This window comes from Anaerosporobacter mobilis DSM 15930 (assembly GCF_900142955.1).
GTDB lineage: Bacteria > Bacillota > Clostridia > Lachnospirales > Lachnospiraceae > Anaerosporobacter > Anaerosporobacter mobilis.
Genome location: NZ_FRCP01000014.1, coordinates 78742 through 103221 on the forward strand (window position 1 = coordinate 78742; position 24480 = coordinate 103221).

Genomic DNA, 24480 nt, shown 5'->3' on the forward strand with positions numbered 1-24480 from the left:
ACATAGGAAAACTTAGTAGAAATCAAGTTTCATATCCGTATAATAAACCTCATAAGGAGCTTTTATCTCAGATAAATTGAGGAAAAGAGATTAGAAGACTGAGGTCAATAAATATGAGGAGGATATGGATATGGATATGGAAACTAGTAAGGAAGTAAGCAAGGAATTAAAAAACAAATCACATGTAAGTAGGAGTAATAGGTTAAAAAAGAAGAGTAAGAAAAAGAAAATCATAGGGATAACACTAGGAAGTATTGCTGCAATTATAATTATTGCAATTTTAGGTTTTAGTTATTTCTTCGGGTATCAAGTTGCCTATGGATTGCTCTATCAAAATGAAGGTTTAGATACGAAAGGAAATAGTGTTAAACAATTAGCTGAATGGAACTATGACGAAGAAGAATATGAGAGAAGGAATTTTGAGAAGAATAATAATGGGAATGAATTTACAGTAACAGCAAAAGATGGTAATATAGTCTATGGTACACATTTTATTGCAGATAATAATGTAGATAATAATACGGTTATATTAATTCATGGTCTAGGTGGTGACCGTGTTTGTATGGAACCAATAGCGAAGATGTATATAGAGCAAGGCTGGAATGTAATAACCTATGATCAAAGGGCAAGTGGTGAATCTAAGAATGAATGGGTGACATTCGGTTATTTTGAAAAATACGATGTTGAAGCAATTGTTGACTATGTCGAAGATTTAATTTCTGATAAGAAGATTGTTATTCATGGGCAATCTATGGGTGCTGTTACAGCTGGATTATATGCGGCAACCAAACATGCTAGTGAACATGCAGATGCTATTATTATGGATTCCGCTTTTGATTCCATGGAGAGTATGTTTTTAGGAGTATGGCATGAGATGGAAGATACGGAAGGGATTCCTGATGACTATATAATCTGGTGTGGTGATTGGTATCTAAGATGGAATTATAAATTTAGCTTTGCCGATACCGATTTAGTTAATATGTCAAAGAAGAATCATGTAAAGAGTCTTGTTATAGAGTCAATGAGAGATAACGTTGCAACACCTGAGATGAATGAAGCAATCTATGAAGCAATCGCTACAGGGGATAAGGAATTGTGGCGTGTAGACGCAGAACATGTAGAAGGATTTGTTGATTTTCCAGAGGAGTATACGAATGCCGTTATGGAGTTTTTAGAAAAGTAAGGATAGGTGATAACGCGGTGAAGATTAATCTTTTTCAGAAAAAGGAACTGTGCGAAGAATATGCGGATATCTATTATCGTGAGATGTCAGAAGAGATTCGTAATATATGTTCTATATTTGGGGAGAAGAAATTCGAATTATATGGTATAGATAACGAAGAAAAGCAATTGTTATCGATTCAAGATATCTATTATTTTGAATCGGTTGAAAAGCGAACGTTTGCGTATATGAAGACAAAGGTTTATCAGATTCAGTATAACCTAGCAGAACTTGAAGATAGGCTTAGCGAACAGGGATTTATACGAATTAATAAATCGGTAGTTATTAATATCTTCAAGATTAAGAAAATTAGGTCAGAACTTAATATGAGAGTGCAAGCACAGTTGCTAAACAAAGAGGAGATTATTATAAGCCGCCATTATAAAACTGGTTTTGAGAAGTATTTAATTAAGATGCGAGGTGTCATGCATGCGAATAATTAAAGGAATAGAAATTCCGATTGCCATATGTATATCCTATACAATTATCAATATTGGAGGGTCAGTGTTTGAGGCTATTGTCAATCAGGAGAGTAGTCTATGTACCAATAACATAATGATGCTTTTATGGACCAGTATAGCTGTTTTTATACTAAGTATTCATCATTTGTTTGATGAATGGTCCCCTTTAGCTATGATTTTAATACAGTATATCATTGCTCTTTCGTTGGTTTTTCTTACTATGATTATTGGAGGAGTATTTGAACCTGTTGCAAAAGGAGGATACAAAGATGCCTTCTTATCCTTTACCATACCATATGTAATCGGTGCAGTTGTATACTATATTGGTGTATTTCAAAGTGTACGTAGACAAAACCAACTATTACAGGATATTATTAAAGATAAAGATGAAGAAATATAAGTTAAGATAAATAGGTTTGAAAGTACCAATCGCGTTGAAAGAGGGGAAGGTAATTAGTATGAATGGAAAGAAAAAGAAGGAGAATTACGCAATTGTTTTATTAGGTTGGATTTTTCTTGTAATTGGTGTATTACTAATAATCGGTGGTGCAGTTAGTGAATTAATTATATCACGTGTTTTAGAAAATCGAGAATGGGTTATTGAATCAATGACTAATACGAGTGTTCCGATATTTAAAATTGTATATTGTAGCATTGGTGGAGTGTTTACGATTATTGGCGTATCGTTTCTTTTGGTTACATTAGGAAGTAAGAAGAAAAAGAAGAAGCTCATCGAAACAGGGCGTAAATATTATGCTGAAGTGACCGGTGCGATAATCAATTATCGTATTCAAGTTAATCGCAGGAATCCATATCGCCTGGACTGTAGATACATTGATGAATTTACTGGAGTAACGTATCTATATCGTAGTGAAAATGTTTGGGAAAATCCTGATCAATACATAGGATTACAAGTCCCTGTGTATGTAAATCCGAATAAACCAAAGGAATATTATGTTGCTGTCGATGAATTATCAAGTTCCAAGGGTGCAATGTTTTGTGACTATCGTTAACCTGGAACGTAATAGAATTAGCAGTTAATACGCTAGTAAAACAATTTTTGAATTGTCTTACTAGCGTATTTTGTTTGCTGTAATTAGAGATACTATTATTAGTGATATTAAAAATAACGAAAGCTGTACGCAAAACCATGTAAATTATGGTAAATTTTAAAATTGTGTTTACAAAACAGGTATGGTAAAATATAATAACATATAATTCATAGTTGAATAGTATGATATTAAAAAATAGTTCTGATGAACAAAAAGAGAGGGATGTTTTATATGGAAAAAAGCACATTTTTAACGGATTTTTTACAATTAAGCGACATTAGGACATATCTATTTATAGCTGTTTTAATTATCGTGTTTTATTGTATTCATAAAATTGAGAAAAAGAAAATGAAATTTTCTTATCGCATGATTATAGGATCAGTAGTTGGTCTGGTTTTGGGAATTATTATTCAAGTAATAGCAGGGTTTCCAAGTGAACCAAGTGAAGTAGTATGGTTATCTGAGGTATCAAGTTGGTATGGCCTCGTTGGTAATGGCTTCATGGATTTATTAAAGATGCTCGTTGTACCTTTGATCTTTTTATCAATTGTACGTGTCATCATGAATATGCAAGGTGAGAATCTTGGAAAGCTTACGTATAGAACGATTGGGATGCTTATTGGTACTACTTTAATCGCTGCTATTATAGGTACCGCGCTTGGAAGCGTATTTAATCTAGGTTCCGCTTTGGTCATTGAAGAAGGGGATGCTCAGATTCGTGAGATGGTTCCAATTGTAGATACACTAAGAGGTTTGCTACCTTCTAATGTAGTGAATGCTATGGCCGAGGGAAATATTGTAGCAGTTGTAATATTTGCAGGATTTATAGGGTTAGCGATTCGTAGACTTAGCAAGAAGTATCAAGACGTTATTGAACCATTCACAAAGTGGGTGGAAGCTTTCTATAAAATCATTGTAAGTGTAGCAATGACTGTAATCAAGTTCATGCCTTATGCAGTTGTGGCATTACTAGCTAATACCATTACATCAAGAGGTGTGAGTGTATTGACATCGGTATTACGCTATATATTAGTATTATATCTAGGACTTATCTGTATGTTTGTTGTGCATCTAATTATAGCAGCTATACAAGGAGTAAAACCATCAACCTATATTAAGAATGGGTTAGAACCATTATTACTTGCATTCACTTCCCGTTCAAGTTTAGGAACACTTCCGGTTTTAATTGAAACATTGCGTACAAAGTTTATGATTGATGAAGGCGTTGCAAGTTTTGTTGGTAGCTTAGGTTCGAATATGGGTATGAATGGTTGTGCAGGTCTGTATCCGGCTATGACAACGGTTATGTTAGCACAGATGTTGGGGGTTGATATGAACCTTAGTTTCTATCTAATGCTTGCAATCATTATCGCTGTCAGTTCTTTTGGTATTGCAGGAATACCAGGAGCGGCTACAATTTCAATATCTGTTGTTATATCAGGAATGGGATTAGGTGCTTATTTCCCATTAATAGGAGCAATTGTTGCTATCGATCCTATATTAGATATGGGTAGAACTTTATTGAATGTTAGTGGTACAATGGTTAGTGCAATTACCGTTAACAAGTCGATAAGGAAGGAATAATAGGTTATATTGCAGATAGGAGTAGTGTAATTATGAAGATTATTATAATTGGTGGAATTGCAGCTGGTATGAGTGCAGCTGCAAAGTTCCGCCGTATGGATAAGGAAGCAAGTATAACGATTTATGAGAAAGAAAATTATATATCTTTTGGAGCATGTGGGTTACCTTATTATGTAGGCGATTATTTTAATGATCATGAGCGTATGCTTGTTAGAACACCAGAACAAGCCATCTCTACTGGAATTAATGTGCTGGTAAAACATGAAGTGATTCAAGTTGACACAAAAGAAAAACGGGTACTAGTTAAGAAATTAGAGGATGAATCATTGCATTGGGATTCCTATGATCAATTAATGATTGCAACTGGAGCAAGAGCGGTGAAACCGCCAATTAAAAACTTGGATATAGAAAATGTGTATTTTCTTCGTAATCTTGAAGATGGACAGAGAATTCGTGAGAAAATGTTGGATTCTTCTATTAAAACAGTTGGCATTATTGGTGCAGGCTTTATCGGATTAGAAGTAGTAGAAGCGGCGAAGAAGTTAGGTAAAGAAGTACATGTATTCCAGTTAGAGGACCGTATTCTGAAAGACGTATTTGATGAAGAGATTACTAAAGTTTTAGAAGAAGAATTAGTGGAAAAGGGAGTACATCTTCATTTGAATGCAAAAGTAACAGCACTTAGTGGAAATGAATATGTAGAAGAAATTATTACGGAAGATAAGAGTGTTAAAATTGATCTTGCAATCCTTGCAACCGGAGTAAAGCCTAATACAGAATTTTTAAGAGATACGGATATCAATATGATATCTAATGGTGCTATTGTTATTGACGAGGAAGGAAGAACATCTATCGAAGGTATTTACGCAGCCGGAGACTGTGCAACGGTACCTCATAGACTAAAAGATAAGCCAGCCTACCTTCCATTAGCAACCAATGCCAATAAGTTAGGAAGAATCGTTGGAGAAAACCTTGCAGGAAAACATGTGAAGTTCCCTGGAACCCTTGGCTCTAGTTGTATTAAAGTACTTGAAATGGAAGCAGGCCGTACAGGTTTAACAGAAAAGGAAGCAAAGGCTTTGGACATAGAAATCGGAACTGTTTTCATTACAGATAAAAACCATACGTCTTATTATCCTGGTCAAGAAGCATTAGGAATTAAGTTAATCTATGATGCGAATACGAAAGTGCTTCTAGGCGGTCAAGTAGTAGGAAAGCATGATGCTGTACAACGAACTAATGTATTAGCAGCAGCTATATATGGAAAAATGACAACGAAAGAATTAGGTATGTTAGATCTATGCTATGCACCACCATTTGCTAGAACTTGGGATGCATTGAATAATGCGGGAAATGTAGCTAAATAATTAGATTGTCGTATTTAAACTTCGCACTTGAAGATTCCTTGGGGTAGCTAGCTGCTATGTGCGAAGTTTTTGTTGGCGTATTATTATAAGGTCACATATAATAGATTAAAATTATAATCAAGGGAGAGATATGAAGAAGTTAAAAGACGGCATATTTATCACAATAGGTTTATTATGTGTGGCACTTGGAAGTATTGGAATTGTGTTACCAATCCTGCCGACTACCCCCTTCTATATGCTTGCAGCAGTAATGTTTGGTAAAGGTTCTAAGGGGATTTATCAGTGGTTTGTTACGACAAGTCTGTATCGAAAACACGTAGCTTCATTAGTTCAATCTAAAGCAATGACAGCTCGGTCTAAAGCATGTCTATTAGGAATGGTAACTCTCGTCTTGATGGCTGCCATGATTATAGCCTCTAATTGGTGGATACGCGGAATATTAGTGGTGGTGGCTATGTTTCATTACTATTATTTTTTATTAAAGATTAAAACAATCAAGGAAGAACAGTAGAATATATCGCTTCAGTGATTATACTTAAGGAGGGAATGTGTGAAGTCACATTCCCTTTTTTTATATCGACCGTTATAGTGAAAATAGTTATTATAATTACTTAATAAAAGTTAAAAATGGGATTGGAATACATGTAAATATATGGTAATATTGTAATACAGTCAAAAAAATCAGAAAACAAAGTTATGGTGGAGAAAAAAATTATTAATGCCGATATAAAAAGTAAGACATTAAGTTAGAAGTACTAAATGTGAGGTATAATGCGATGAAGAGAAGAAATAGTAAAAGTACATATAGAATAATCAGTTTAATAATAGTAGTATTTCTTATAGATTTTCTTGTATTGAATCAAGAAGGAACGAAGGTATTGTCTGTCGATCATCTATGGCTGGGGAATCAGTGGGGGTATTTAACGAAGTATGGAAGATTACTTAATGTATCTGCCATGAGCCCAGAATGGTGGCGTTTATTAACATGCATGTTCTTACATGCGGGTATTCCACATCTAGTAGTGAATTGTATCGGACTATATAGCATCGGATCTATCGTTGAGCAGAGATTTGGCGGAAAGAAATTACTAATGATTTATTTACTTAGTGGTATCGGATCTGCAATGATCACGATGCTAGTTACATATGGAAGTGTTGGAGCAAGTGGTGCTATCTATGGTATAGGAGGAACTCTTTTGATCCTAATAATAAAGGATCGAAAGAATAGTTGGTCAACACAGCCGCTATTGAAGAAGTTAATAATTGTTGCGTATCTAATTGTTCCGAATCTAAGTGGAGTTAACACGTTAATCGCCCATGAAACTGGTTTGATAATTGGTATTCTTTTCGGTCTAGTATTGGTCGCAAGTGTAAGAGAAGATAGAAGTAAAGAACAAGCAAGAGAGAAGCATATGAAAATAATTGCTGAAGAAGAAAGATTGTAGCCCGTCCATTAAATTATCTTAATATTCTTAATAATATATAAAATTAAAAAAGTATTGACAAATTGATAGATTTAATATATTATATATAGTGTCTTAAGCAAGACAGATAATATAATATATGCGCGAGTGGCTCAGTGGTGGAGTATCGCCTTGCCAAGGCGAGGGTCGCGGGTTCGAATCCCGTCTCGCGCTTAACTAATTTCGTCAGAAGTCCTTTGTTTAATAGGCTTCTGGCGATTTTTCGTTTCTGGAATTTTGAGTACCCATGAGTACGTCACTTCCGTTCATCTCTGAAAGAGCGTTTACAATCTGTCTTGATGTTTTCTGTTTCCCTTGGTTATTCATTATGTAGGTTCGAGTAGTAGCTTCATCATTGTGACCAAGATACCATTGAATGTCTTCGATTTCCACTTTTTTTCTTCTCATTTTAGATGCTACCGTTCTGCGAATATCATGGGCAGATTTCACTTCAATTCCTGCGCGTCTGCACTGAGCACGGATACAGTTATCGACCTCACGAATCTTGGTTCTGCCTTCTTTATCGCAGAAAATAAAATCCCCATCTGAATATCCTGCTTCTTCATTGATACGCTTAACCACCTGAAACAAATTAATTTCATAATCACTTAAAGGGAGATACCGGTCACCAGCAGGGCTTTTCTTCTTCGTATACTCACAGATGGCTACTCTGAGTTTCCCATTATCATCTTCAACACGACTTTCCATCCGGTGTATATGTATTTCGCTGGCTTCCCAATCAATATCCGCCCATTTCAGCGCCACAGCTTCTCCAATTCTCCCAACTATAGATATATTTCGAGGTTATTTCTTTTCTCTCACTTTCAGAGAGTTTATCCTGATGTTTGGAACGGCCAATCGCAAGTTTACTATCTAAGGCTTGTTTTACCTGGTCTACCAACGGTAATTTATTTTTATGTGACATAGGAATCCTTTCTCACAAATATTTGTGTAATATAATAAAATCAACGGGTATCTGTTAAAGCTAAGCACAACCCACTCTTGTTCTAGGAATCCTATTCCTTACAATCTTATGGACGATTGTCTGCCACCAATTACCCGTTTGTTATTTTCCTTCCTCCTTCTGTCTATTATTTTTTGTTCCATGCCCAGATGGCATCATTGCATGGAATCTTTTCTTTTTTTATAAATACAAGGATTGCCAAACAACATTTGACTTTCCTTAGGACAAATCATGTTTTTTAATGACTGTTTTTTCTGACCAGACCGGGCCTTCACTCGTTTTGTTTAAGAACGGATAGGTTCTATGAACTCATTCCATTCTTTTGACTCACTTTGTGCTATCAACCGGTCTGTTTACTAGAACACATCAATTTAAAATATGATTCTGTTTTCTTCTCCATTTATCTTTGATTAACATAATATGAATTAATCACTTCATCGATATCTGAAAAAATGACATAAAAAAGCCAATAACCGTTTACCCATACATAAATGTGATGTGTAACCGTTATAAGTTTTATTGACTAGAAAAGGAGGTTGTAACAGACACAATAAAAAAACAAACGGGCAGAGAGTTAGCGTACGATAGATAAATAGATTAATTTATCGGTATTTAATGGTTAATTTTAGAAATGGAAATATATACTTGATTTTAGATACGATTAGATTTATAATAATTAAGTTAGTATAAACGACTTCAATTTGCTTACGAAAGGGGCTGATTAAATTATGAGAAAAGTAGATATGGTGATAAATCATTAATTTAATATTGAAGTATGCAAAAAGCTTTTGCTTCTTGCGTACAAGGAACCCTTTTGTAAATACTGTATAAACAGACTTGCTAATGGGCAAGTTTTTTTGTACCCAAAATTGGAGGAAAACCATTGAAAATGAAAGAAAACGGAACACAAATGCATGCTATTGTTTGTGAAGTTCAACGAGAATTGTTTACTTTAATATGTGAACAGGGAGAGATTCATGCGAAATTAAGAGGAGCATTCTATAAAGAAAATAGCATATTCCCAGTTGTAGGGGATAAGGTATTAATTCACTTTAATCAAAATGGAGATTCTATTATTGAAAAAGTCTTTGAAAGAAAAAGCAAGTTTTCAAGAACGGATTTTTCAGGACATGCGGCAGGTTATGTAAAAACAATAAAAGAGCAGGTGCTTGCGGCAAATTTTGATTATGTTTTTATAGTTGATTCACTCAATAAGAATTTTAATGTGAATCGTATCACAAGATATATAAGCTTAGCATTAAAAAGTGGAGCAAAACCAGTAGTAATTTTAACAAAAGCTGATTTATGCAACAACGTTGATTATTATATAAAAGAAGTCAAAAGCATATCAGAAAAAATTGATATCTGTATCATAAGCGCAAAATCAGGAATTGGCATGAAGCAGCTTGATTCTTATTTGAAACGTGGTAGTACAATTGTACTTCTTGGCTCATCAGGTGTTGGAAAGTCTACTCTTGTAAATGAAATTGCAGGTGAAGAACTAATGAAAGTAAGTGAGATACGAGAAGACGATTCAAAGGGACGTCATACTACCACCCATAGGCAATTGATAATGCTTCCATCAGGAGTTGCAATTATTGATACACCGGGAATAAGAGAATTAGGTATGTGGGAAGCAAGCGAAGGGATTGATGATACATTTTCAGATATAACGGAACTTTTTGGAGATTGTAAATATAGTAATTGTACACATACAACAGAACCTAGCTGTGCTGTAAAAAAAGCAATTGAAAACAAGATTATTTCAAATGAACGCTGGAAATTATATTGTCAATTAAAAAATGAAGATGAATGGGGTAAAAATAAAGCTATTTATACATCCAAACAAAAATTAAAGAATAAAATTAGCAGGACATAAAACAAAATTGTATTAAAAATTATAACTCTTAAAACAAGATTAAGTTTTATGTGAAAGGAAAATAATATGCTAAAATTAACATATCTGTTTGAAAACTTTGATTTAGCCAAAGAAGCTATAAAAAATTGGAACTATGATGCCGATACACTTGAGACAATGCTATCCTATTTTCGCATTTCGTCAAACGCAATATATCCATTTTGCCATAACGGCCAGGTTTGCTTCCTACGACTCGCTCCAATTGATGAAAAAATAGAAAAAAATATTGTGGGTGAATTGGAATTTATTGAATATCTGTCCCAGCATGATTATCCAGCATTGAAGCCAATAATGACACTATCGGGAGAAAAGGTCATTAAGCTGGACACCAAATGGGGGAAATATTATGCATGTGTTTTCAAAAAAGTTGCTGGGGTTCAAATTGAAGCAACAGACATGTCAAAAGAAATCATGTACGAGTATGGAAAGACTTTGGGTAAATTGCATGCTTTGTCATCAGACTTTAAACCAAGAATTAAAAAATGGACACATGTTGAGGTTTTAGAATGGATTGAAGAAGTACTTGCAGAATACAGTGTGCCAGCTGATGTCATTTTAGAGTTGATGGAAGTAAAAAAAAAACTAGCTGATTTTTCGATAAGAGATGATAATTATGGCTTGATTCATTATGATTTTGAACCTGACAATGTTTTTTATGATGATAAAACTAAATCGTGTGCTGTAATTGATTTTGATGATGGTATGTATCATTGGTATGCGCTTGATATCGAACAGGTTTTTGACTCTCTTAATGAGGAACTGGGTGCCTCCATTCTTCAAAATGCAAAGGATGAATTTATGAAAGGATATAAAACTGAGTATTACTATTCTGAAGAGATGGAAAATTCACGTCCACTCATGAGACGGTTTATTAATTTGTATAGCTATGCTCGTTTAACTCGATGTGTAGCAGTAAATTCTTCAAATGAACCCAATTGGTTAATTGAATTGAGAAAGAAACTAAATAACAGTATTCAAAATTTGGAAATAAGTATGACAAGATTTAAGTAATAAATCGGAGATTATTTAAAACAGTACTTTGGTTTGATGAGTACGTTATTGAGTACGTAAAAATCGGATGTGCTGGAAAGTCCCTTTCTATCAGCATTTTTGAGAGGGGATAGAATTCGAATCCCGTCTCGCGCTTAATATTTTTGCCCGGAAAAGCTAGATTTTATCAGCATTTCCGGGCTTTTGCTTTGTCTGCGGAGAGGAGCTAGCTTTAATGATCAATTATTCAGTTTAATAGTTTTAAATTAAGAGATTTGTGCGCTAAATTAAATTTAATGAAGAAAGGGGCATTGGAAACAGAATATTGATAGGTGGTAAAATATATAATATTCTATTTGTAATATCTTTTTACGGAGTAAAAGCTTTATCAAAACAACGAAGGATCCATGCGTAGCATGGGCCTTCGTTGTTTTGATTTCCAGCTTCTATGAAGTGGAGTATATTATTCAAAACTTTTATGTCTAAAATTATAGTTTTTTACTTATTCTAATTGAATTTATTTTACAAGCAGAATAGTCATTACAATTACTAATGCTACATGAAAGTTTACACTTTTTTATGAAGTTTAGATGATACTCTTTGATGTTTGATGTATACATATTATGGATGAATTTCATTTATTTATTATATTTTATATGTTAATATGGTATTGGAAATTGATAGATAGAAATTGTACCTCAGGTTATTAATATAATTTAACTGAACAAACAATGGTTTAGAAAGGAGTTTGTTATGTGCACTAGGACTAAGTTGGCAGAAATAGCAAATAGAGAAGCATTGCGTCCTTTCCATGGGACTCTATTAAATGAGGAATCAAATATCCACCCGATTGTCGATTTATTTCCTAAATGGAGCGTTGAAAAAGCGGATAGAAATTGGTGTGCAGGGTTCGTTTATTACTGCTGTGTGAGAGCTGGCTTTTTATTTCCATATAGCCCTGCTGAGTGCATATCATGTAGCCTTGCTGGCTGTGGTGGTTGGGAAGATTTCGCTAAAGGTGATAAAAGAATAGAATATCACGTTGGTAGTGATGAGAAATTCATTCCTGAAGCAGGAGATATAGTCCTATATGACAGAGTTTTTATCAACCTTGAGCATGACCATATCGGCATTGTGATTAAAAATAAGACAAATTCAATTATTGTAGCAGAGGGCAACACCTTTAACGACAATATTTCTCGTATCCTCGAACGAAACAAAGATGAACACATCCGCGCTTATATTCGGATACCTAATAATTTTTCGTATTATTAAGAAAGTTAATTGTAGTGTTAGCCTATAATTTTGATTTATCATCGTGGTTATGAGAGAACTGTTTAATTAGCCAAATTCAATTTGTGGAGGTGCCTAGTGTCACAAGAGTAACGAGTTTAATTAATCAATAAAATTCTTAAAGCTTTTTATTTTCAATATGGTATTATGATTTTGTAACGAAGACGAAGATTATTTATAAAATACATGGGGGTAATGACCTTGAAAAAATTATCTAAAGATCATTTTATAAGATTAAGAAAACTGGTTTATCGCAATGCAAGACCGCTTGATTTTACCAAGTGGAAATATCTTTTTGAGAACGGGAGCTGTGAGGATTTCCTTTCGGTTCTGTCCAGCTATCAAAATGAGGATGGAGGTTTTGGATACAACATTGAGTGTAATAACTGGAACCCTAATTCTTCCCCCTATACGGTATGCATAGCATTAGATTATTTGGACACGACAGGCGATTATGTTAGCAGTACAAAAGATACGATTATAATGGGTATAATCAAATACCTTGCTTCCGGTATATACTTGTTGGAAAACGGCTGGGTGGGAATGCAAGGAATACCCAGTAACAATGATTTTGCACATTTGCCATGGTTTCATTTCGACCCAAATAAAGCCACGGAAGCTGATATTGGAGTAACCAAGCGTCTTTCAGACTTTATACTCAAATATGCAGACGAAAGCAGTGATATCTACCACAAGGCAGTGGTTTTAAAAGACAAGTATAAGTTGAGTGGGCAAATTTTACTTAATGGCGTCCCGGATTATGACCCTGTATCTTTGGAAATGAAATCGTTTAACCCTGCAACATGGCCCTTTTGGTTGCCGTTGCCTGTGTACTTTGTTGGTTCGCCAAATAGCAAGTATTATCCAGAACTTAAACATGTCGTGGATATAAATCTGGATTCGATTATTAATACACTACAAAATACAAATGAGATTCAATTAGCACCAGAGGAAGAATTGAACGCATTTGAACAAAACAACCCACACCCAGATGGCAAACGATGGTGTGTCGCTGAGCAAGCAATTGGAAATTATTATTGGGGTACTCATAATATTACATCCAATTTGGATATATTGAGGAAGTTTGATAGATTGGATTTTCATCTACTATTTACACAAGATGAACATAGTACGAAGACTACACACTGTTAAGAAGTGTAGTAGATACACATTGATAAAGGGGCACACAGATTCCTGTAAAATTTAGTTAATTTCAATTATTAAGCATGATATTATGGTATTTGAAATTAGCAAATAAAAGTGATTGAGCAGAACTTTAAAATATAAAAAAAGAGGTATATTATGAGAATGCATGATAAATGCTTACCATGTGTAGTAAATCAAGTTATTAAAGTAGCAAATATCACCGGAGTTAATACAAAGGAAGAGTTATTGAGAGAAGTTTTTTCTTATCTCAGCAAAATGAATTATGATACAACCACTCCGGAAATTATTGGTGAAATCTTTGACATGATAAAAAGATATACTAATAATCCAGACCCATATAAAGAAACTAGGAACTATTACAACACTATGTTCTTAAATTTGTTACCCGAATTCGAGAGAAAGATTGAGCAGGCTGAAGATTCGTATATGTTAGCAATTCGATATGCTATTGTTGGGAATATTATTGACTTCAATCCTATACATAATACATTATTAGAGGAAGTTTATGATTGTTTCGATAAAATGGAATTATTAGAATTAGCAATTGATGATTCGCATTTACTATTGAAAGATATTAGAAATGGAGAAACTTTGTTATATTTAGGTGATAATTGTGGAGAAATCTGTTTGGACAAGATTCTTTTAAAAAAGATCAAAGAACTGAATCCTAATATTAAATTACTATTTGGAGTACGTGGGAAATCGGTGGTTAATGATTCTATAGCTGAAGACGCATATTCTGTAGGAATTGATGAATACGCAGAGGTGATAGATAATGGAGATGGTTCTCTTGGTACTGTCCTTAAAAGAACAAGTCCTTCTTTCAAAGATGTTTATAAAAAGGCTGATGTAGTAATTGCCAAAGGTCAAGCAAACTATGAATGTTTGAGTGAAGAAAATAAAAATATCTATTTCCTGCTGATGACCAAATGTGATGTAATTGCAAATGATATTGGTGTTGAGGAAAAGAAAATGATTTGTATGAAAAGTTCTGTATTTGTAGGATAGGATTATGGTTTGAGTTCCGTCTCGCGCTTCATTGATAAGTATCGCTAATCCTGTTCTACTTTGATAAGATAGATAAGTTGAATTATTTATATTTATATAATAAAATAGGATATGGAACTAATTGGAAAACCTAAATTTGGTGAGGGTGAAATATGAAATACAAAAAGATGGTAGAGTTAAAAAACAATCTAATATGTCATATTAGAAATGTAGAATATTCCGATGCAAAAGCAGTATACGACATTTTTAATCTAACACATGGACAAACAGATTTTTTGTTGACATATCCAGAAGAAAACAGCTTTAATCTTGAAAAGGAACGGCAGTTTTTAATTGAAAAAGAAAACAGTAGTAAAGAAGTTGAACTTTGTGCCGTTTTGGATGGTAGAATTGTCGGAACTGCCGGTATTGAAGCTGTAGGTAAAAAATATAAGGTTAAACATCGTGCTGAATTAGGTATCAGTGTAGAAAAAGATTACTGGAGTTGGGGTATAGGGCGTGCATTAGTTACATCTTGTATTGAATGTGCCAAAAGTGCCGGATATGCTCAACTGGAACTGAATGTTGTAAGTGAAAATCACAATGCAATCGCTTTATATGAAAGTGTTGGATTCAGCGAATATGGTAGAAATCCCAAAGGATTTTGCTCTCGCAATGTTGGTTGGCAGGAGCTTATCCTTATGAGAGTGGAGCTTGTTTGATAAATTCTTTAGGTACTTCAATGTTGTTACTCATAGCGGTAACCCCCTTAAAATTTATACAAATATTATGACAGAATGCGATACTTGATATCTGAACTTTTAATTGCTTTTATAGAAAAATGTTTGATTATTCCATATATATGTTATAATTTAGGTTGTAACATATATATGGAATAATTTAGGTTGTAACACAACATATAAAATAAATTTGGGGGGACGATAAATATGTCATTTTCTGAGGTTAAATTATTTCAGGTTAAGCCTGATAAACTCGATGAATTCGAAAATCTTGTAAAAGAAATGCTACCACTACAAAAAGAACTTGCTGGATACATTGACATTAAATACATGAAAAGATTTTTTGTATTTGATAAAATAGGAGAAGCGCCAAGACCGTTAACAAAAATAGTTAAGTGTGTTAAGTATTATTCATATTGGCAATTTGATACAATTGAAAACTATGCCAATGCGACTTCTTGGTTTTTTAGCGAATTTGAGAAACGACTAAGTAAATTGCTAATAATGCCCTTTGATATTATGTGTGGAGAAAGTATTGAATAAATCAACTAGAATAGGTAAGTATAGAATATATTAATTGAAGATATTATTATTTGAGTTGAAGGAATAAACTGGTTTTGAATTGACCATTATGAATGGTTATTAAATATCTTATTTTTTATCAATAGTTAATGGAAAGGATTGTTGAATATGAAAAAAGGTTATTTTTTTTTGATGCTAACCTTATGTTGTGCTGCGTGCAGTAAGAAGTATAATTCATCGACGAATGAAGCGATTATTGATAAAAATGTAGATTCACTAACATTACTAAAAAATCTAGATGATTATATTGAATATAAGGGTGATTTAAATGATAACAAAAATTTGTATTTAACATTCAGTTTTAGGAATGACGTTACAGTTCCAGAAAATCCTCCTGTTGTAGAAGCTAAAGTCTATCTTTGGATGAATGATGATGTTATTGGAATATACAACAAAACTTTATACAATAATTATGAAGATTACCTAGACTCAGTAAAGATAACATTTGATGCAGAAGGAAAGGAATTTAACAGGTATAATGTTTCGTTTGAGGGAAACATAGAATAAAATGTAAACGATTCTCATGTGTTTTTATGAGGGATTTACAGAAAATAATGGATTTCTATTACTGCCGTAAATAAGTATAGTTATTTTCGGTATATAAAAAATGTATAATTTTTATATAATAAAAATATCAAACAATAATTGAAATCAATGATAACAGACGATTATTTTAAAGTTAGAGATTTATTAAGCGTGGCTATTGTGAATTTATATATGCAAAGTAGGACTGGATGATTACGCATTCGTATTTTGATAATGAAAGTATTTCAAAAATTGGATTGTGGGAAGTGTGAAATTTGTTGTGGTAAGTTCATCGCAACAGTTTTATTACAATATTGGTCTACGCCCATTCACTACAGTCACTAAGTGGAAGTGTTTGCGTTCAAGGAAACCTCTTGAAGATACTGTATAAACAGACTTGCTAATGGGTAAGTTTCAGATTGTAGACAAAATAGTTCTAGGATTACACAATCCTCGAACTATTTCGGTACCTATGAGAATTATTATTTTCGAACGTATGATTATGGTATTACGTTTGTTTTTTTTCTTAGTTAAGGATCAGATTCGGTTGGCTGATAGTATATGCCAAGCAATGTGGTGCTAAAAAAATAACAGTTGATGTTAATAAGGAAAATGTAGCATCAAATGCAGTTGTAAAAAAACTTGGATTTAAGATAGTTGGAGAAAACTCCTATAAAAAGAGTGGGACTAATGTAGAGTTTTCAGACTACACATATGAACTAGAATTAAATGCTGAGGATACTAGCAATGAGGAAAAAACATGTATGAAAGAATGCTAAATAAATTGAATAAACCATCAATTACTGAAATTCACGAATATATTGGTGAAAATACTTTTTTGTTACTTAATATTTTTGAGGAAACTATGAATGAGCACTATGATTTAAAACGCGAATTGAAGTTCCCTTTTGGCAACAAGTATGGTTGGGGATATAAGTACTCGCATAAAACAAAACATTTATGTTATGTTTTTTTTGAAAAAGATGCAATTACATGTATGCTACAGATTGGTGGAGATTTCGTTCAAAAACTTGAGAAAGTGTTACTTGAGTGTCTACCAAAAACAAAGAGTTATTGGGAAGACCGATATCCATGTGGTGAAGGTGGTTGGATTCACTATCGTGTTTTTAACGTTGAAGAATTAAATGATGTTATTAAGCTACTTAATGTAAAGCAAAAGCCAGTTTTATAAATTACCTGTGAATTAAAGTGCGTTTTTGGCGCAAAACAGGCGTATGTTTGTTCTCATACTTTATTGTTATAATTAGCAAATATGAACTGATATATGAAGAATTAATGGAGGGCGTAATGAACGTAAATATATTTTTATTTGAAGATTTTGAGACATTAGATGCGTTTGGTCCAATTGAAATTTTGGGAAAAATTGATACATACAAATTAAAATATTATTCTTTGAACGGCGGTATTATTATGAGTACGCAAGGTACTTCAATCATTACTGAGAAAGTTGAAACAGCTACAAAAGGCGGAATATTAGTTATACCAGGGGGGAAAGGAACGAGAACGTTAGTGAATGATTCACAATTACTTCAGGCACTAAAAGAGGCTGCGGAATTATCAAACTATTGTTTATCCGTTTGCACTGGATCAGCATTATTGGCAAAGACAGGATTATTGGATAATAAAAAAGCTACTTCTAACAAAAAGGCTTTTGATTGGGTAGCGTCTGTAAATTCCTCTGTTAACTGGATTAGGAGTGCGAGATGGGTAGTTGATGGAAAATATTATACATCATCAGGTGTTTCAGCTGGAATCGACATGACATTAGGATTTATTAAAGACCGTTTTGGAGAACAAGAAGCCAAAGATATTGCAAATCATATTGAATATATTTGGAATGAGGATTGTAGTAAAGATGTGTTTGCTAAAGAAGGCTGATATTGAGAAAATGGCATCATAGATGCAAAAGTGAAATTGATTGTGATTTATTCAAAAACAAGAGGAGTTAGTAAACAAATGAGAATTGAAACAGAAAGATTAATCATTAGAAATTTTGAAATGAGGGATAGAGATGATTTAGGAGAATATATGCTCCAAAGGGTTGATAAAGTGTTTGAAGGATATCCCGACTTTAATGAAGATAAAATTGAAGATGAAATTAAGTATCGTTGTGGAAGTGAAGAATTTTTTGCTGTTGAGTTAAAAGACGAACATAAAGTGATAGGTAACATTTATTTGGGTATCAGAGATTTTAATTCTAAAGAATTAGGTTATGTATTAAATGAAAATTATCATTTAAAAGGATATGGAAGCGAAGCTGCTAAAGCAGTAGTTCAGTGGGCTTTTTCACAAGGAGTTCATCGAGTATTTGCTGAGTGTACACCGCTTAATATATACTCTTGGAAAACGATGGAGAAAATCGGACTAAAGAGAGAGGCTGAACTTAGGCAGAATGTATCCTTTCATAAGGATGAAGCAGGTAATCCAATATATTGGGATACCTATGTTTATGGAGCGTTAAGTACAGATACTATGTAGCCATGAAATAGTTTAATTAACTAATGGTATTTGATATTCAGGAAAGGAAAAGCTGTATGATTTTAGAAGAATTTGATTGTAATAAGAAAGCTATAGTAGATGTGTATGATTTAGTTAAACCGATAGAAAGTTTCCCTAAAATTGCAGTATCTTGTTTTTCACGTGTAACATTTGAAAGATTGGTCAATGAACTAAATGGAAAAGTAATTGCTAAGTCCAATCTGGCTAATATGGAAATACCAATCTTTAAAGCAATATACAATGGTGTAGAAGTAGCACTTTTTATGTCATATGTTGGTGCGGCTGGTTGTGTGGCAGTAATAGAAGAAGTTTTTGCAATGGGTGCAGATAAATTGATACTATTTGGAACCTGTGGAGTGTTAGATGCATCAATAGAAGATTGTTCAATTATTATCCCAAATAAAGCAGTTAGAGACGAAGGAACAAGCTTCCATTATGCTAAACCAAGCGATGAAATCGAAGTAAATAAGAAATACATAGATGAATTTGTTGATATATTAAAGGAATTTGAATGCCATTATACCATCGGAAAAGTTTGGACCACAGATGGAATCTATAGAGAAACACGAGGAAAGGTCAATTCTAGAAAGCAAGCAGGCTGTTTGTGTGTAGATATGGAATGTTCTGCTGTTGCAGCTCTCGCAGAATTTAGGGAGAAGGAAGTATTTCAATTCTTCTACGCGGCAGATAATCTAGATAATGAAACGTGGGATGCTAGGAGTTTAGGTAACGAATCAAACGTATTAGAAAAAGATAGAATAGCTATGTTGGCAATGGAATTAGCAAAAAAACTTTAAGTTACAGCGTAAGTTCAGAAAATCGGTATTAAATTGAAATAATAATGGGGAGAAGAGGTTAACCAATATGATGAATTATAATGAAATTCTAGATAAAATAGCTAATGAATACCAAGGTATTTTAAGAGATAATTTAGTTGGAATATATGTACATGGTTCGATAGCATTCGGTTGTTTTAATCAAATTAAAAGTGATATTGATTTTATAGTAGTTGTAGATAAACCGCCAACAATTGAAGAAAAAGTTGCTTTAATAGAAACTTTATTGGATTTATCAGCAGATGCACCACCCAAAGGTTTTGAGATGAGTTTGGTTTTGTCAAGTGTATGCAAAAACTTTATTTACCCAACCCCATTTGAATTGCATTACTCAATTGCTCATTTACAGCGTTGTAAAGATGATTTGAGAGATTATTGTACATCAATGAACGGAACAGATAAGGATTTGGCGGCACATGTTACAGTTATTAAACATGTGGGATATACGCTTATTGGAAAACAAGTATCGGACGTATTCGGAGAGGTTCCTAAGGAGGATTATATAGATAGCATTAAAGGTGATATAGTGGATTCAAAAGAAGATGTCATAGAGAATCCCGTTTACATAATATTAAACCTATGTCGTGTTCTTGCATATAAAAACAATGATTTAATTTTATCTAAGGAGCAAGGTGGATTATGGGGAATAGAAAATCTACCTAAGCAACATACAGCATTGGTATCAAAAGCACTGAATAATTACAAATCAGAAGAATTAGAAGAAAGTTTTGATAGAGAAGAATCATTAATTTTTTGTAATTACATGATTGAGAACATATTTACCACTTAGCTATGGGATAGATTTAGCAGAGGGGAGTACTATGAACATTTTCATTCTTGACAACCATAGATGTACTCCCTATAATATAGTCAATTGAATAAATATCTTCAGGGCAGGGTGTAATTCCCTACCGGTGGTATAGCCCACGAGCCGCAAGGCATGATTCGGTGTGATTCCGAAGCCGACAGTATAGTCTGGATGAAAGAAGAGAGAAAAGTGTTGAATTTTATGCTTTTGTTATGTTATTTGCTCTGGAATGATTTTATCATTTCAGAGTTTTTTTATTAATAAGAGTATTAGAATAGCTTTTTTGTGCATGCCTTGGATTTTTTATTCAAGGCATTTTTTATTGGGAGGTGATAAGAATGGATGATTTAGAGGATTTAAAGTACATGCAAGTTGCTTTAGAGCTTGCAAGAAAGGGAGCAGGATGGGTCAATCCGAATCCTATGGTAGGAGCAGTTATCGTGAGAGACGGGATTATTATCGGAAAAGGATATCACGAGAAATTCGGTGGTTTGCACGCGGAAAGGAATGCGCTAGCCTTTTGTACGGATTCACCTAGGAACGCAACACTCTATGTAACACTGGAACCCTGTTGTCATTATGGAAAGACTCCACCTTGCACGGAAGCAATCATTAGGAGTGGAATTGCTAGAGTCGTTATAGGGACGTTAGATCCCAATCCCATTGTTTCGGGAAAAGGTGTGGAGATTTTGCGCAGTCACAATATACAGGTAGATATTGGTGTTTTAGAGGAGAAGTGTAAGGATTTGATTAAGATCTTCACTCATTTTATAGCTAACAAAAGACCGTATATCGTTATGAAGTACGCTATGACAATGGATGGAAAGATTGCAACTTACACCAATCAATCAAGATGGATTACTGGAGGTAAAGCACGTGGTCATGTTCATAGTAATAGACATATCTATAGTTCTATTATGGTAGGTGTTAATACAGTTATTAACGATGATCCGCTATTAACCTGCCGATTAGAGAATTCTAAGAATCCAATCCGTATAATTTGTGATACCAATCTTAGGACGCCATTAACATCTAAGATAGTACAGACGGCAAAGGAGGTAGATACCATTATAGTAACCTGTGAAGAAGATACCTTAAGACATGAAGCGTATCAAAAGGCGGGATGCAAAATTATAGTAGTTGGAAGATTAGATAACCATGTTAATCTTAAGGAACTAATTGGAGTTCTAGGCAATATGAATATTGATAGCGTTATGTTGGAAGGTGGAAGTACATTAAATTGGAGTGCTCTTAAGTATCATATTGTAGATTGTATCCATGTTTATATTGCCCCTAAATTACTTGGAGGGGTTAGTGCCCAGTCTCCTATAGGTGGTTTAGGGATAGATGATCCAAACCACGCTATTAAACTAACGGAGCCCAAGATAACAAGGTTAGGGGAAGATTTATTACTAGAAAGTGAGGTGATTTATACATGTTTACAGGAATCATAGAAGAAGTAGGCACGTTAAAGTCAATTCAGCGAAAGAATCATGCCATATGCTTAACCCTCTCTGCTTATGAGATTCTAAAGGATATCAAACGCGGAGATAGTATAGCGGTCAATGGCATTTGCCTCACGGTTACTTCCTTTACAGACACAGATTTTTCAGTTGATGTAATGCAGGAAACACTTTCTAGAACATCTCTTTCTAGCTTGAAAGATGGAGGAAAAGTGAATCTAGAACGAGCAATGCCGATGAACGGAAGATTTGGTGGACATATTGTTACAGGTCATATTGATGGAACAGGTACAATTACGCAGATACGAAAGGACAGTATTGCTGTTTGGTACACTATAAAAACATCGCCATCAATTATGAGATACATCATAGAAAAAGGTTCGATTGCCATTGATGGCATTAGTTTAACAATCGCGAAAGTTTCACCAGATGATTTTAGCGTTTCTATTATCCCGCATACAATAGAAAACACAAGCTTGTCATCTAAGAAAGTGAATGAACTTGTTAATCTGGAAAATGACTGTATCGGAAAATACGTGGAGAGATTAGTGTTTAATAAAGATAAGAAAGAATCTGGTATCACGCGAGACTTTCTTGTAAAATTCGGATATTAGGAGGACGTCATGAAAAAGTATGATTCTATTAAGGAGGCCATAAAAGATTTACAGCAAGGTAAAATCATTATGGTGGTCGATGATGAAAACAGAGAGAATGAAGGAGATTTAATTTGTGCAGCAGAATTTGCTACAACTAAAAATGTTAATTTCATGGCTACATATGCGAAAGGATTAATCTGTATGCCCATGAGCCCAGATATTGCTGCGAAATTGGATTTATCTCAAATGGTAAGTAATAATACAGATAATCACGAGACTGCCTTTACAGTTTCCGTTGATTATAAAACTACAACAACTGGAATTTCAGCTAAAGAAAGAGGATTGACAGCACGTATGTGTGTGGAAGATTCTGTAGTTCCCTCAGACTTTCGTAAACCTGGGCATATGTTCCCGCTGGTCGCTAAGTCAAATGGAGTATTAGAAAGAAATGGACATACCGAGGCTACTGTTGATTTGATGAGGTTAGCAGGTTTAAAAGAATGTGGCTTATGCTGTGAGATCATGAGAGAAGATGGAACGATGATGCGCAGTCTTGAATTGAAATCATTTGCGGAACGATGGAATATTAAGTGTATTACCGTAAAAGATTTACAAGAATACCGAAAAATATATGATCATTTAGTGGAATGTGTTTCTGTTACTAAAATGCCAACAAAATACGGAGAGTTTATGGCATATTGTTATATCAATAAGTTAAACAAGGAACACCATATCGCCTTAGTAAAGGGTGATGTTGATAATGGGAACCATGTACTGTGCAGGGTACATTCGGAATGTCTGACAGGTGATGTTTTTGGTTCTTTAAGATGTGACTGTGGTCAACAGCTTGAAGCCGCTATGAAACAAATAGCGAGAGAAGAGCGAGGTATACTACTCTACATGAGACAAGAGGGAAGAGGAATAGGTTTAGTAAACAAGTTAAAAGCATATCAATTACAGGATAAGGGACTTGATACATTAGATGCCAATGTTGCGTTAGGATTCAAAGGAGACTTACGTGAATATTATATTGGAGCTCAGATTTTAAGAGACTTGGGGGTGAAGACACTTCGCCTATTAACCAATAATCCAGATAAGGTCTATCAGTTATCTGAATACGGAATAGAGATATCAGAACGTGTAGCAATTCAAATGGAAGCGAATTCTTATGATATTTTTTACTTAAAAACGAAGCAGGCAAGAATGGGACATATATTGAATTATAAGGAGGAAAAATAATGAAAACATATGAAGGTAATTTAGTATCAGAAAATATTAAGGTAGGAATCGTAGTTGCTAGATTTAATGAATTCATCACTTCTAAATTATTATCGGGGGCCCTTGATGCTTTGAAAAGATTGAATGTTAAAGAATCAGATATTGAGATAGCATGGGTACCTGGGGCCTTTGAAATTCCGCTAATTGCTTCTAAGATGGCGAAAAGTAAGAAATATGACACTGTGATTTGCTTAGGTGCCATAATTAGAGGAGGTACCAGCCATTATGATTATGTGTGTAGTGAAGTTTCAAAAGGTATTGCACAGGTAACACTTGCTAGTGATATTCCAGTAATGTTTGGTGTTCTTACTACTGAAAATATAGAACAGGCAATTGAACGAGCAGGAACGAAAGCGGGTAATAAAGGATTTGATTGTGCACAAAGTGCTATTGAAATGGTTAATTTATGCCGTTCTTTTGAGGCGTGAAAAACATAAGTTTATTTTTGGAGACGGAGTATAGTCAAATTTAAGTACAGCAAATTTGGCATTAATTTGACTATGCGTACTAGGTATATTAACAACTGTTTACTTTGATTTTTATGAAAGAGCAATAGATTAGAAAAAGTCAGCAAGATTATTTTCTTGAAAATATTGTGATTTTAAACTATATTGGTATAATGTTATCATACAAAACCAACTTAAGGGAGATTAGACAGCCCAAT

27 protein-coding genes, 1 tRNA gene and 1 riboswitch are annotated in these 24480 nt (G+C 33.9%); of the genes, 26 read left to right on the top strand and 2 right to left on the bottom strand.

Annotation, left to right across the window (positions count from 1 at the left end):
• Window positions 1-130: 130 nt before the first annotated feature.
• The 9 genes from BUB90_RS13980 to BUB90_RS14020 all read left to right on the top strand — a co-directional run bounded on the left by BUB90_RS13980 (window position 131) and on the right by BUB90_RS14020 (window position 7323).
• The gene (locus BUB90_RS13980) at window positions 131-1183 is read left to right on the top strand and encodes an alpha/beta hydrolase (protein ID WP_073288808.1); all 1053 of its coding nucleotides are present in this window, start codon (window positions 131-133) and stop codon (window positions 1181-1183) included.
• A gap of 17 nt (window positions 1184-1200) precedes the next feature.
• A complete protein-coding gene (locus BUB90_RS13985; RefSeq protein ID WP_073288810.1) occupies window positions 1201-1665 on the top strand; it encodes a LytTR family DNA-binding domain-containing protein in 465 nt (154 codons plus the stop codon).
• A complete protein-coding gene (locus tag BUB90_RS13990) occupies window positions 1652-2083 on the top strand; it encodes a DUF6608 family protein (protein ID WP_073288813.1) in 432 nt (143 codons plus the stop codon). Before BUB90_RS13985 ends, BUB90_RS13990 begins: the two co-directional genes overlap by 14 nt.
• Before the next feature lie 58 nt (window positions 2084-2141).
• Window positions 2142-2696: a DUF3592 domain-containing protein gene (locus BUB90_RS13995; protein ID WP_073288815.1), complete on the top strand. Its 555-nt coding sequence runs from the start codon at window positions 2142-2144 to the stop codon at window positions 2694-2696.
• A 270-nt stretch (window positions 2697-2966) separates the two neighbouring features.
• Entirely contained in the window at window positions 2967-4319 is a 1353-nt protein-coding gene (locus BUB90_RS14000; RefSeq protein ID WP_073288818.1) for a cation:dicarboxylate symporter family transporter, read from the top strand.
• Window positions 4320-4351: 32 nt separating this feature from the next.
• The gene (locus tag BUB90_RS14005; RefSeq protein WP_073288820.1) at window positions 4352-5686 is read left to right on the top strand and encodes a CoA-disulfide reductase; all 1335 of its coding nucleotides are present in this window, start codon (window positions 4352-4354) and stop codon (window positions 5684-5686) included.
• Between the two features lie 130 nt (window positions 5687-5816).
• Complete coding sequence (locus tag BUB90_RS14010) at window positions 5817-6197, top strand: YbaN family protein (protein WP_073288823.1); 381 nt, start codon at window positions 5817-5819, stop codon at window positions 6195-6197.
• A 265-nt stretch (window positions 6198-6462) separates the two neighbouring features.
• Window positions 6463-7131 (top strand): rhomboid family intramembrane serine protease, encoded by a 669-nt coding sequence (locus tag BUB90_RS14015; RefSeq protein ID WP_073288825.1) that lies wholly within the window; start codon window positions 6463-6465, stop codon window positions 7129-7131.
• 120 nt (window positions 7132-7251) lie between these two features.
• Window positions 7252-7323 (top strand) — tRNA-Gly (locus BUB90_RS14020).
• 27 nt (window positions 7324-7350) lie between these two features.
• Here the strand turns inward: BUB90_RS14020 and BUB90_RS14025 are convergent.
• The gene (locus BUB90_RS14025) at window positions 7351-7914 is read right to left on the bottom strand and encodes a tyrosine-type recombinase/integrase (RefSeq protein ID WP_073288827.1); all 564 of its coding nucleotides are present in this window, start codon (window positions 7912-7914) and stop codon (window positions 7351-7353) included.
• A complete protein-coding gene (locus BUB90_RS14030; protein ID WP_073288829.1) occupies window positions 7889-8074 on the bottom strand; it encodes a hypothetical protein in 186 nt (61 codons plus the stop codon). The genes BUB90_RS14025 and BUB90_RS14030 overlap by 26 nt, the downstream gene beginning before the upstream one ends.
• A gap of 928 nt (window positions 8075-9002) precedes the next feature.
• Between BUB90_RS14030 and rsgA the strand changes: the two genes are divergently transcribed.
• From rsgA to ribH, 17 genes are all read left to right on the top strand, one after another.
• Entirely contained in the window at window positions 9003-9992 is a 990-nt protein-coding gene (gene rsgA, locus BUB90_RS14035; RefSeq protein ID WP_073288831.1) for a ribosome small subunit-dependent GTPase A, read from the top strand.
• A gap of 66 nt (window positions 9993-10058) precedes the next feature.
• Window positions 10059-11042, top strand: a complete 984-nt coding sequence (locus tag BUB90_RS14040) for a phosphotransferase enzyme family protein (RefSeq protein WP_073288833.1) — start codon at window positions 10059-10061, stop codon at window positions 11040-11042.
• Window positions 11043-11792: 750 nt separating this feature from the next.
• Window positions 11793-12296, top strand: coding sequence for a CHAP domain-containing protein (locus BUB90_RS14045; RefSeq protein WP_170865501.1), 504 nt, complete (start codon window positions 11793-11795; stop codon window positions 12294-12296).
• 219 nt (window positions 12297-12515) lie between these two features.
• The gene (locus BUB90_RS14050; RefSeq protein WP_073288837.1) at window positions 12516-13466 is read left to right on the top strand and encodes a hypothetical protein; all 951 of its coding nucleotides are present in this window, start codon (window positions 12516-12518) and stop codon (window positions 13464-13466) included.
• 150 nt (window positions 13467-13616) lie between these two features.
• Entirely contained in the window at window positions 13617-14489 is an 873-nt protein-coding gene (locus tag BUB90_RS14055; RefSeq protein ID WP_073288839.1) for a damage-control phosphatase ARMT1 family protein, read from the top strand.
• Between the two features lie 152 nt (window positions 14490-14641).
• Window positions 14642-15190, top strand: coding sequence for a GNAT family N-acetyltransferase (locus tag BUB90_RS14060; RefSeq protein WP_073288841.1), 549 nt, complete (start codon window positions 14642-14644; stop codon window positions 15188-15190).
• Between the two features lie 225 nt (window positions 15191-15415).
• Window positions 15416-15751 (top strand): hypothetical protein, encoded by a 336-nt coding sequence (locus BUB90_RS14065; RefSeq protein WP_073288843.1) that lies wholly within the window; start codon window positions 15416-15418, stop codon window positions 15749-15751.
• A 147-nt stretch (window positions 15752-15898) separates the two neighbouring features.
• Complete coding sequence (locus tag BUB90_RS14070; RefSeq protein ID WP_073288845.1) at window positions 15899-16297, top strand: hypothetical protein; 399 nt, start codon at window positions 15899-15901, stop codon at window positions 16295-16297.
• Window positions 16298-17075: 778 nt separating this feature from the next.
• Window positions 17076-17507 carry a DUF3788 domain-containing protein gene (locus tag BUB90_RS14080; protein WP_073288847.1) on the top strand — a complete coding sequence of 144 codons (432 nt, stop codon included), beginning with the start codon at window positions 17076-17078 and terminating at the stop codon, window positions 17505-17507.
• A 116-nt stretch (window positions 17508-17623) separates the two neighbouring features.
• Window positions 17624-18214 (top strand): DJ-1/PfpI family protein, encoded by a 591-nt coding sequence (locus tag BUB90_RS14085; RefSeq protein ID WP_073288849.1) that lies wholly within the window; start codon window positions 17624-17626, stop codon window positions 18212-18214.
• 78 nt (window positions 18215-18292) lie between these two features.
• Complete coding sequence (locus BUB90_RS14090; RefSeq protein ID WP_073288852.1) at window positions 18293-18814, top strand: GNAT family N-acetyltransferase; 522 nt, start codon at window positions 18293-18295, stop codon at window positions 18812-18814.
• Window positions 18815-18870: 56 nt separating this feature from the next.
• Complete coding sequence (locus tag BUB90_RS14095; protein ID WP_073288854.1) at window positions 18871-19632, top strand: nucleoside phosphorylase; 762 nt, start codon at window positions 18871-18873, stop codon at window positions 19630-19632.
• Window positions 19633-19699: 67 nt separating this feature from the next.
• Window positions 19700-20461, top strand: a complete 762-nt coding sequence (locus BUB90_RS14100; protein WP_242952546.1) for an aminoglycoside adenylyltransferase domain-containing protein — start codon at window positions 19700-19702, stop codon at window positions 20459-20461.
• 90 nt (window positions 20462-20551) lie between these two features.
• Window positions 20552-20666, top strand: a riboswitch (FMN riboswitch).
• 151 nt (window positions 20667-20817) lie between these two features.
• Window positions 20818-21933 (top strand): bifunctional diaminohydroxyphosphoribosylaminopyrimidine deaminase/5-amino-6-(5-phosphoribosylamino)uracil reductase RibD, encoded by a 1116-nt coding sequence (gene ribD, locus BUB90_RS14105; RefSeq protein WP_073288856.1) that lies wholly within the window; start codon window positions 20818-20820, stop codon window positions 21931-21933.
• Window positions 21915-22556 (top strand): riboflavin synthase, encoded by a 642-nt coding sequence (ribE, locus tag BUB90_RS14110; RefSeq protein ID WP_073288859.1) that lies wholly within the window; start codon window positions 21915-21917, stop codon window positions 22554-22556. Before ribD ends, ribE begins: the two co-directional genes overlap by 19 nt.
• A 9-nt stretch (window positions 22557-22565) precedes the next feature.
• Window positions 22566-23777: a bifunctional 3,4-dihydroxy-2-butanone-4-phosphate synthase/GTP cyclohydrolase II gene (locus BUB90_RS14115; protein WP_073288861.1), complete on the top strand. Its 1212-nt coding sequence runs from the start codon at window positions 22566-22568 to the stop codon at window positions 23775-23777.
• Complete coding sequence (gene ribH, locus BUB90_RS14120; protein WP_073288863.1) at window positions 23777-24244, top strand: 6,7-dimethyl-8-ribityllumazine synthase; 468 nt, start codon at window positions 23777-23779, stop codon at window positions 24242-24244. The genes BUB90_RS14115 and ribH overlap by 1 nt, the downstream gene beginning before the upstream one ends.
• Window positions 24245-24480 lie beyond the last annotated feature (236 nt).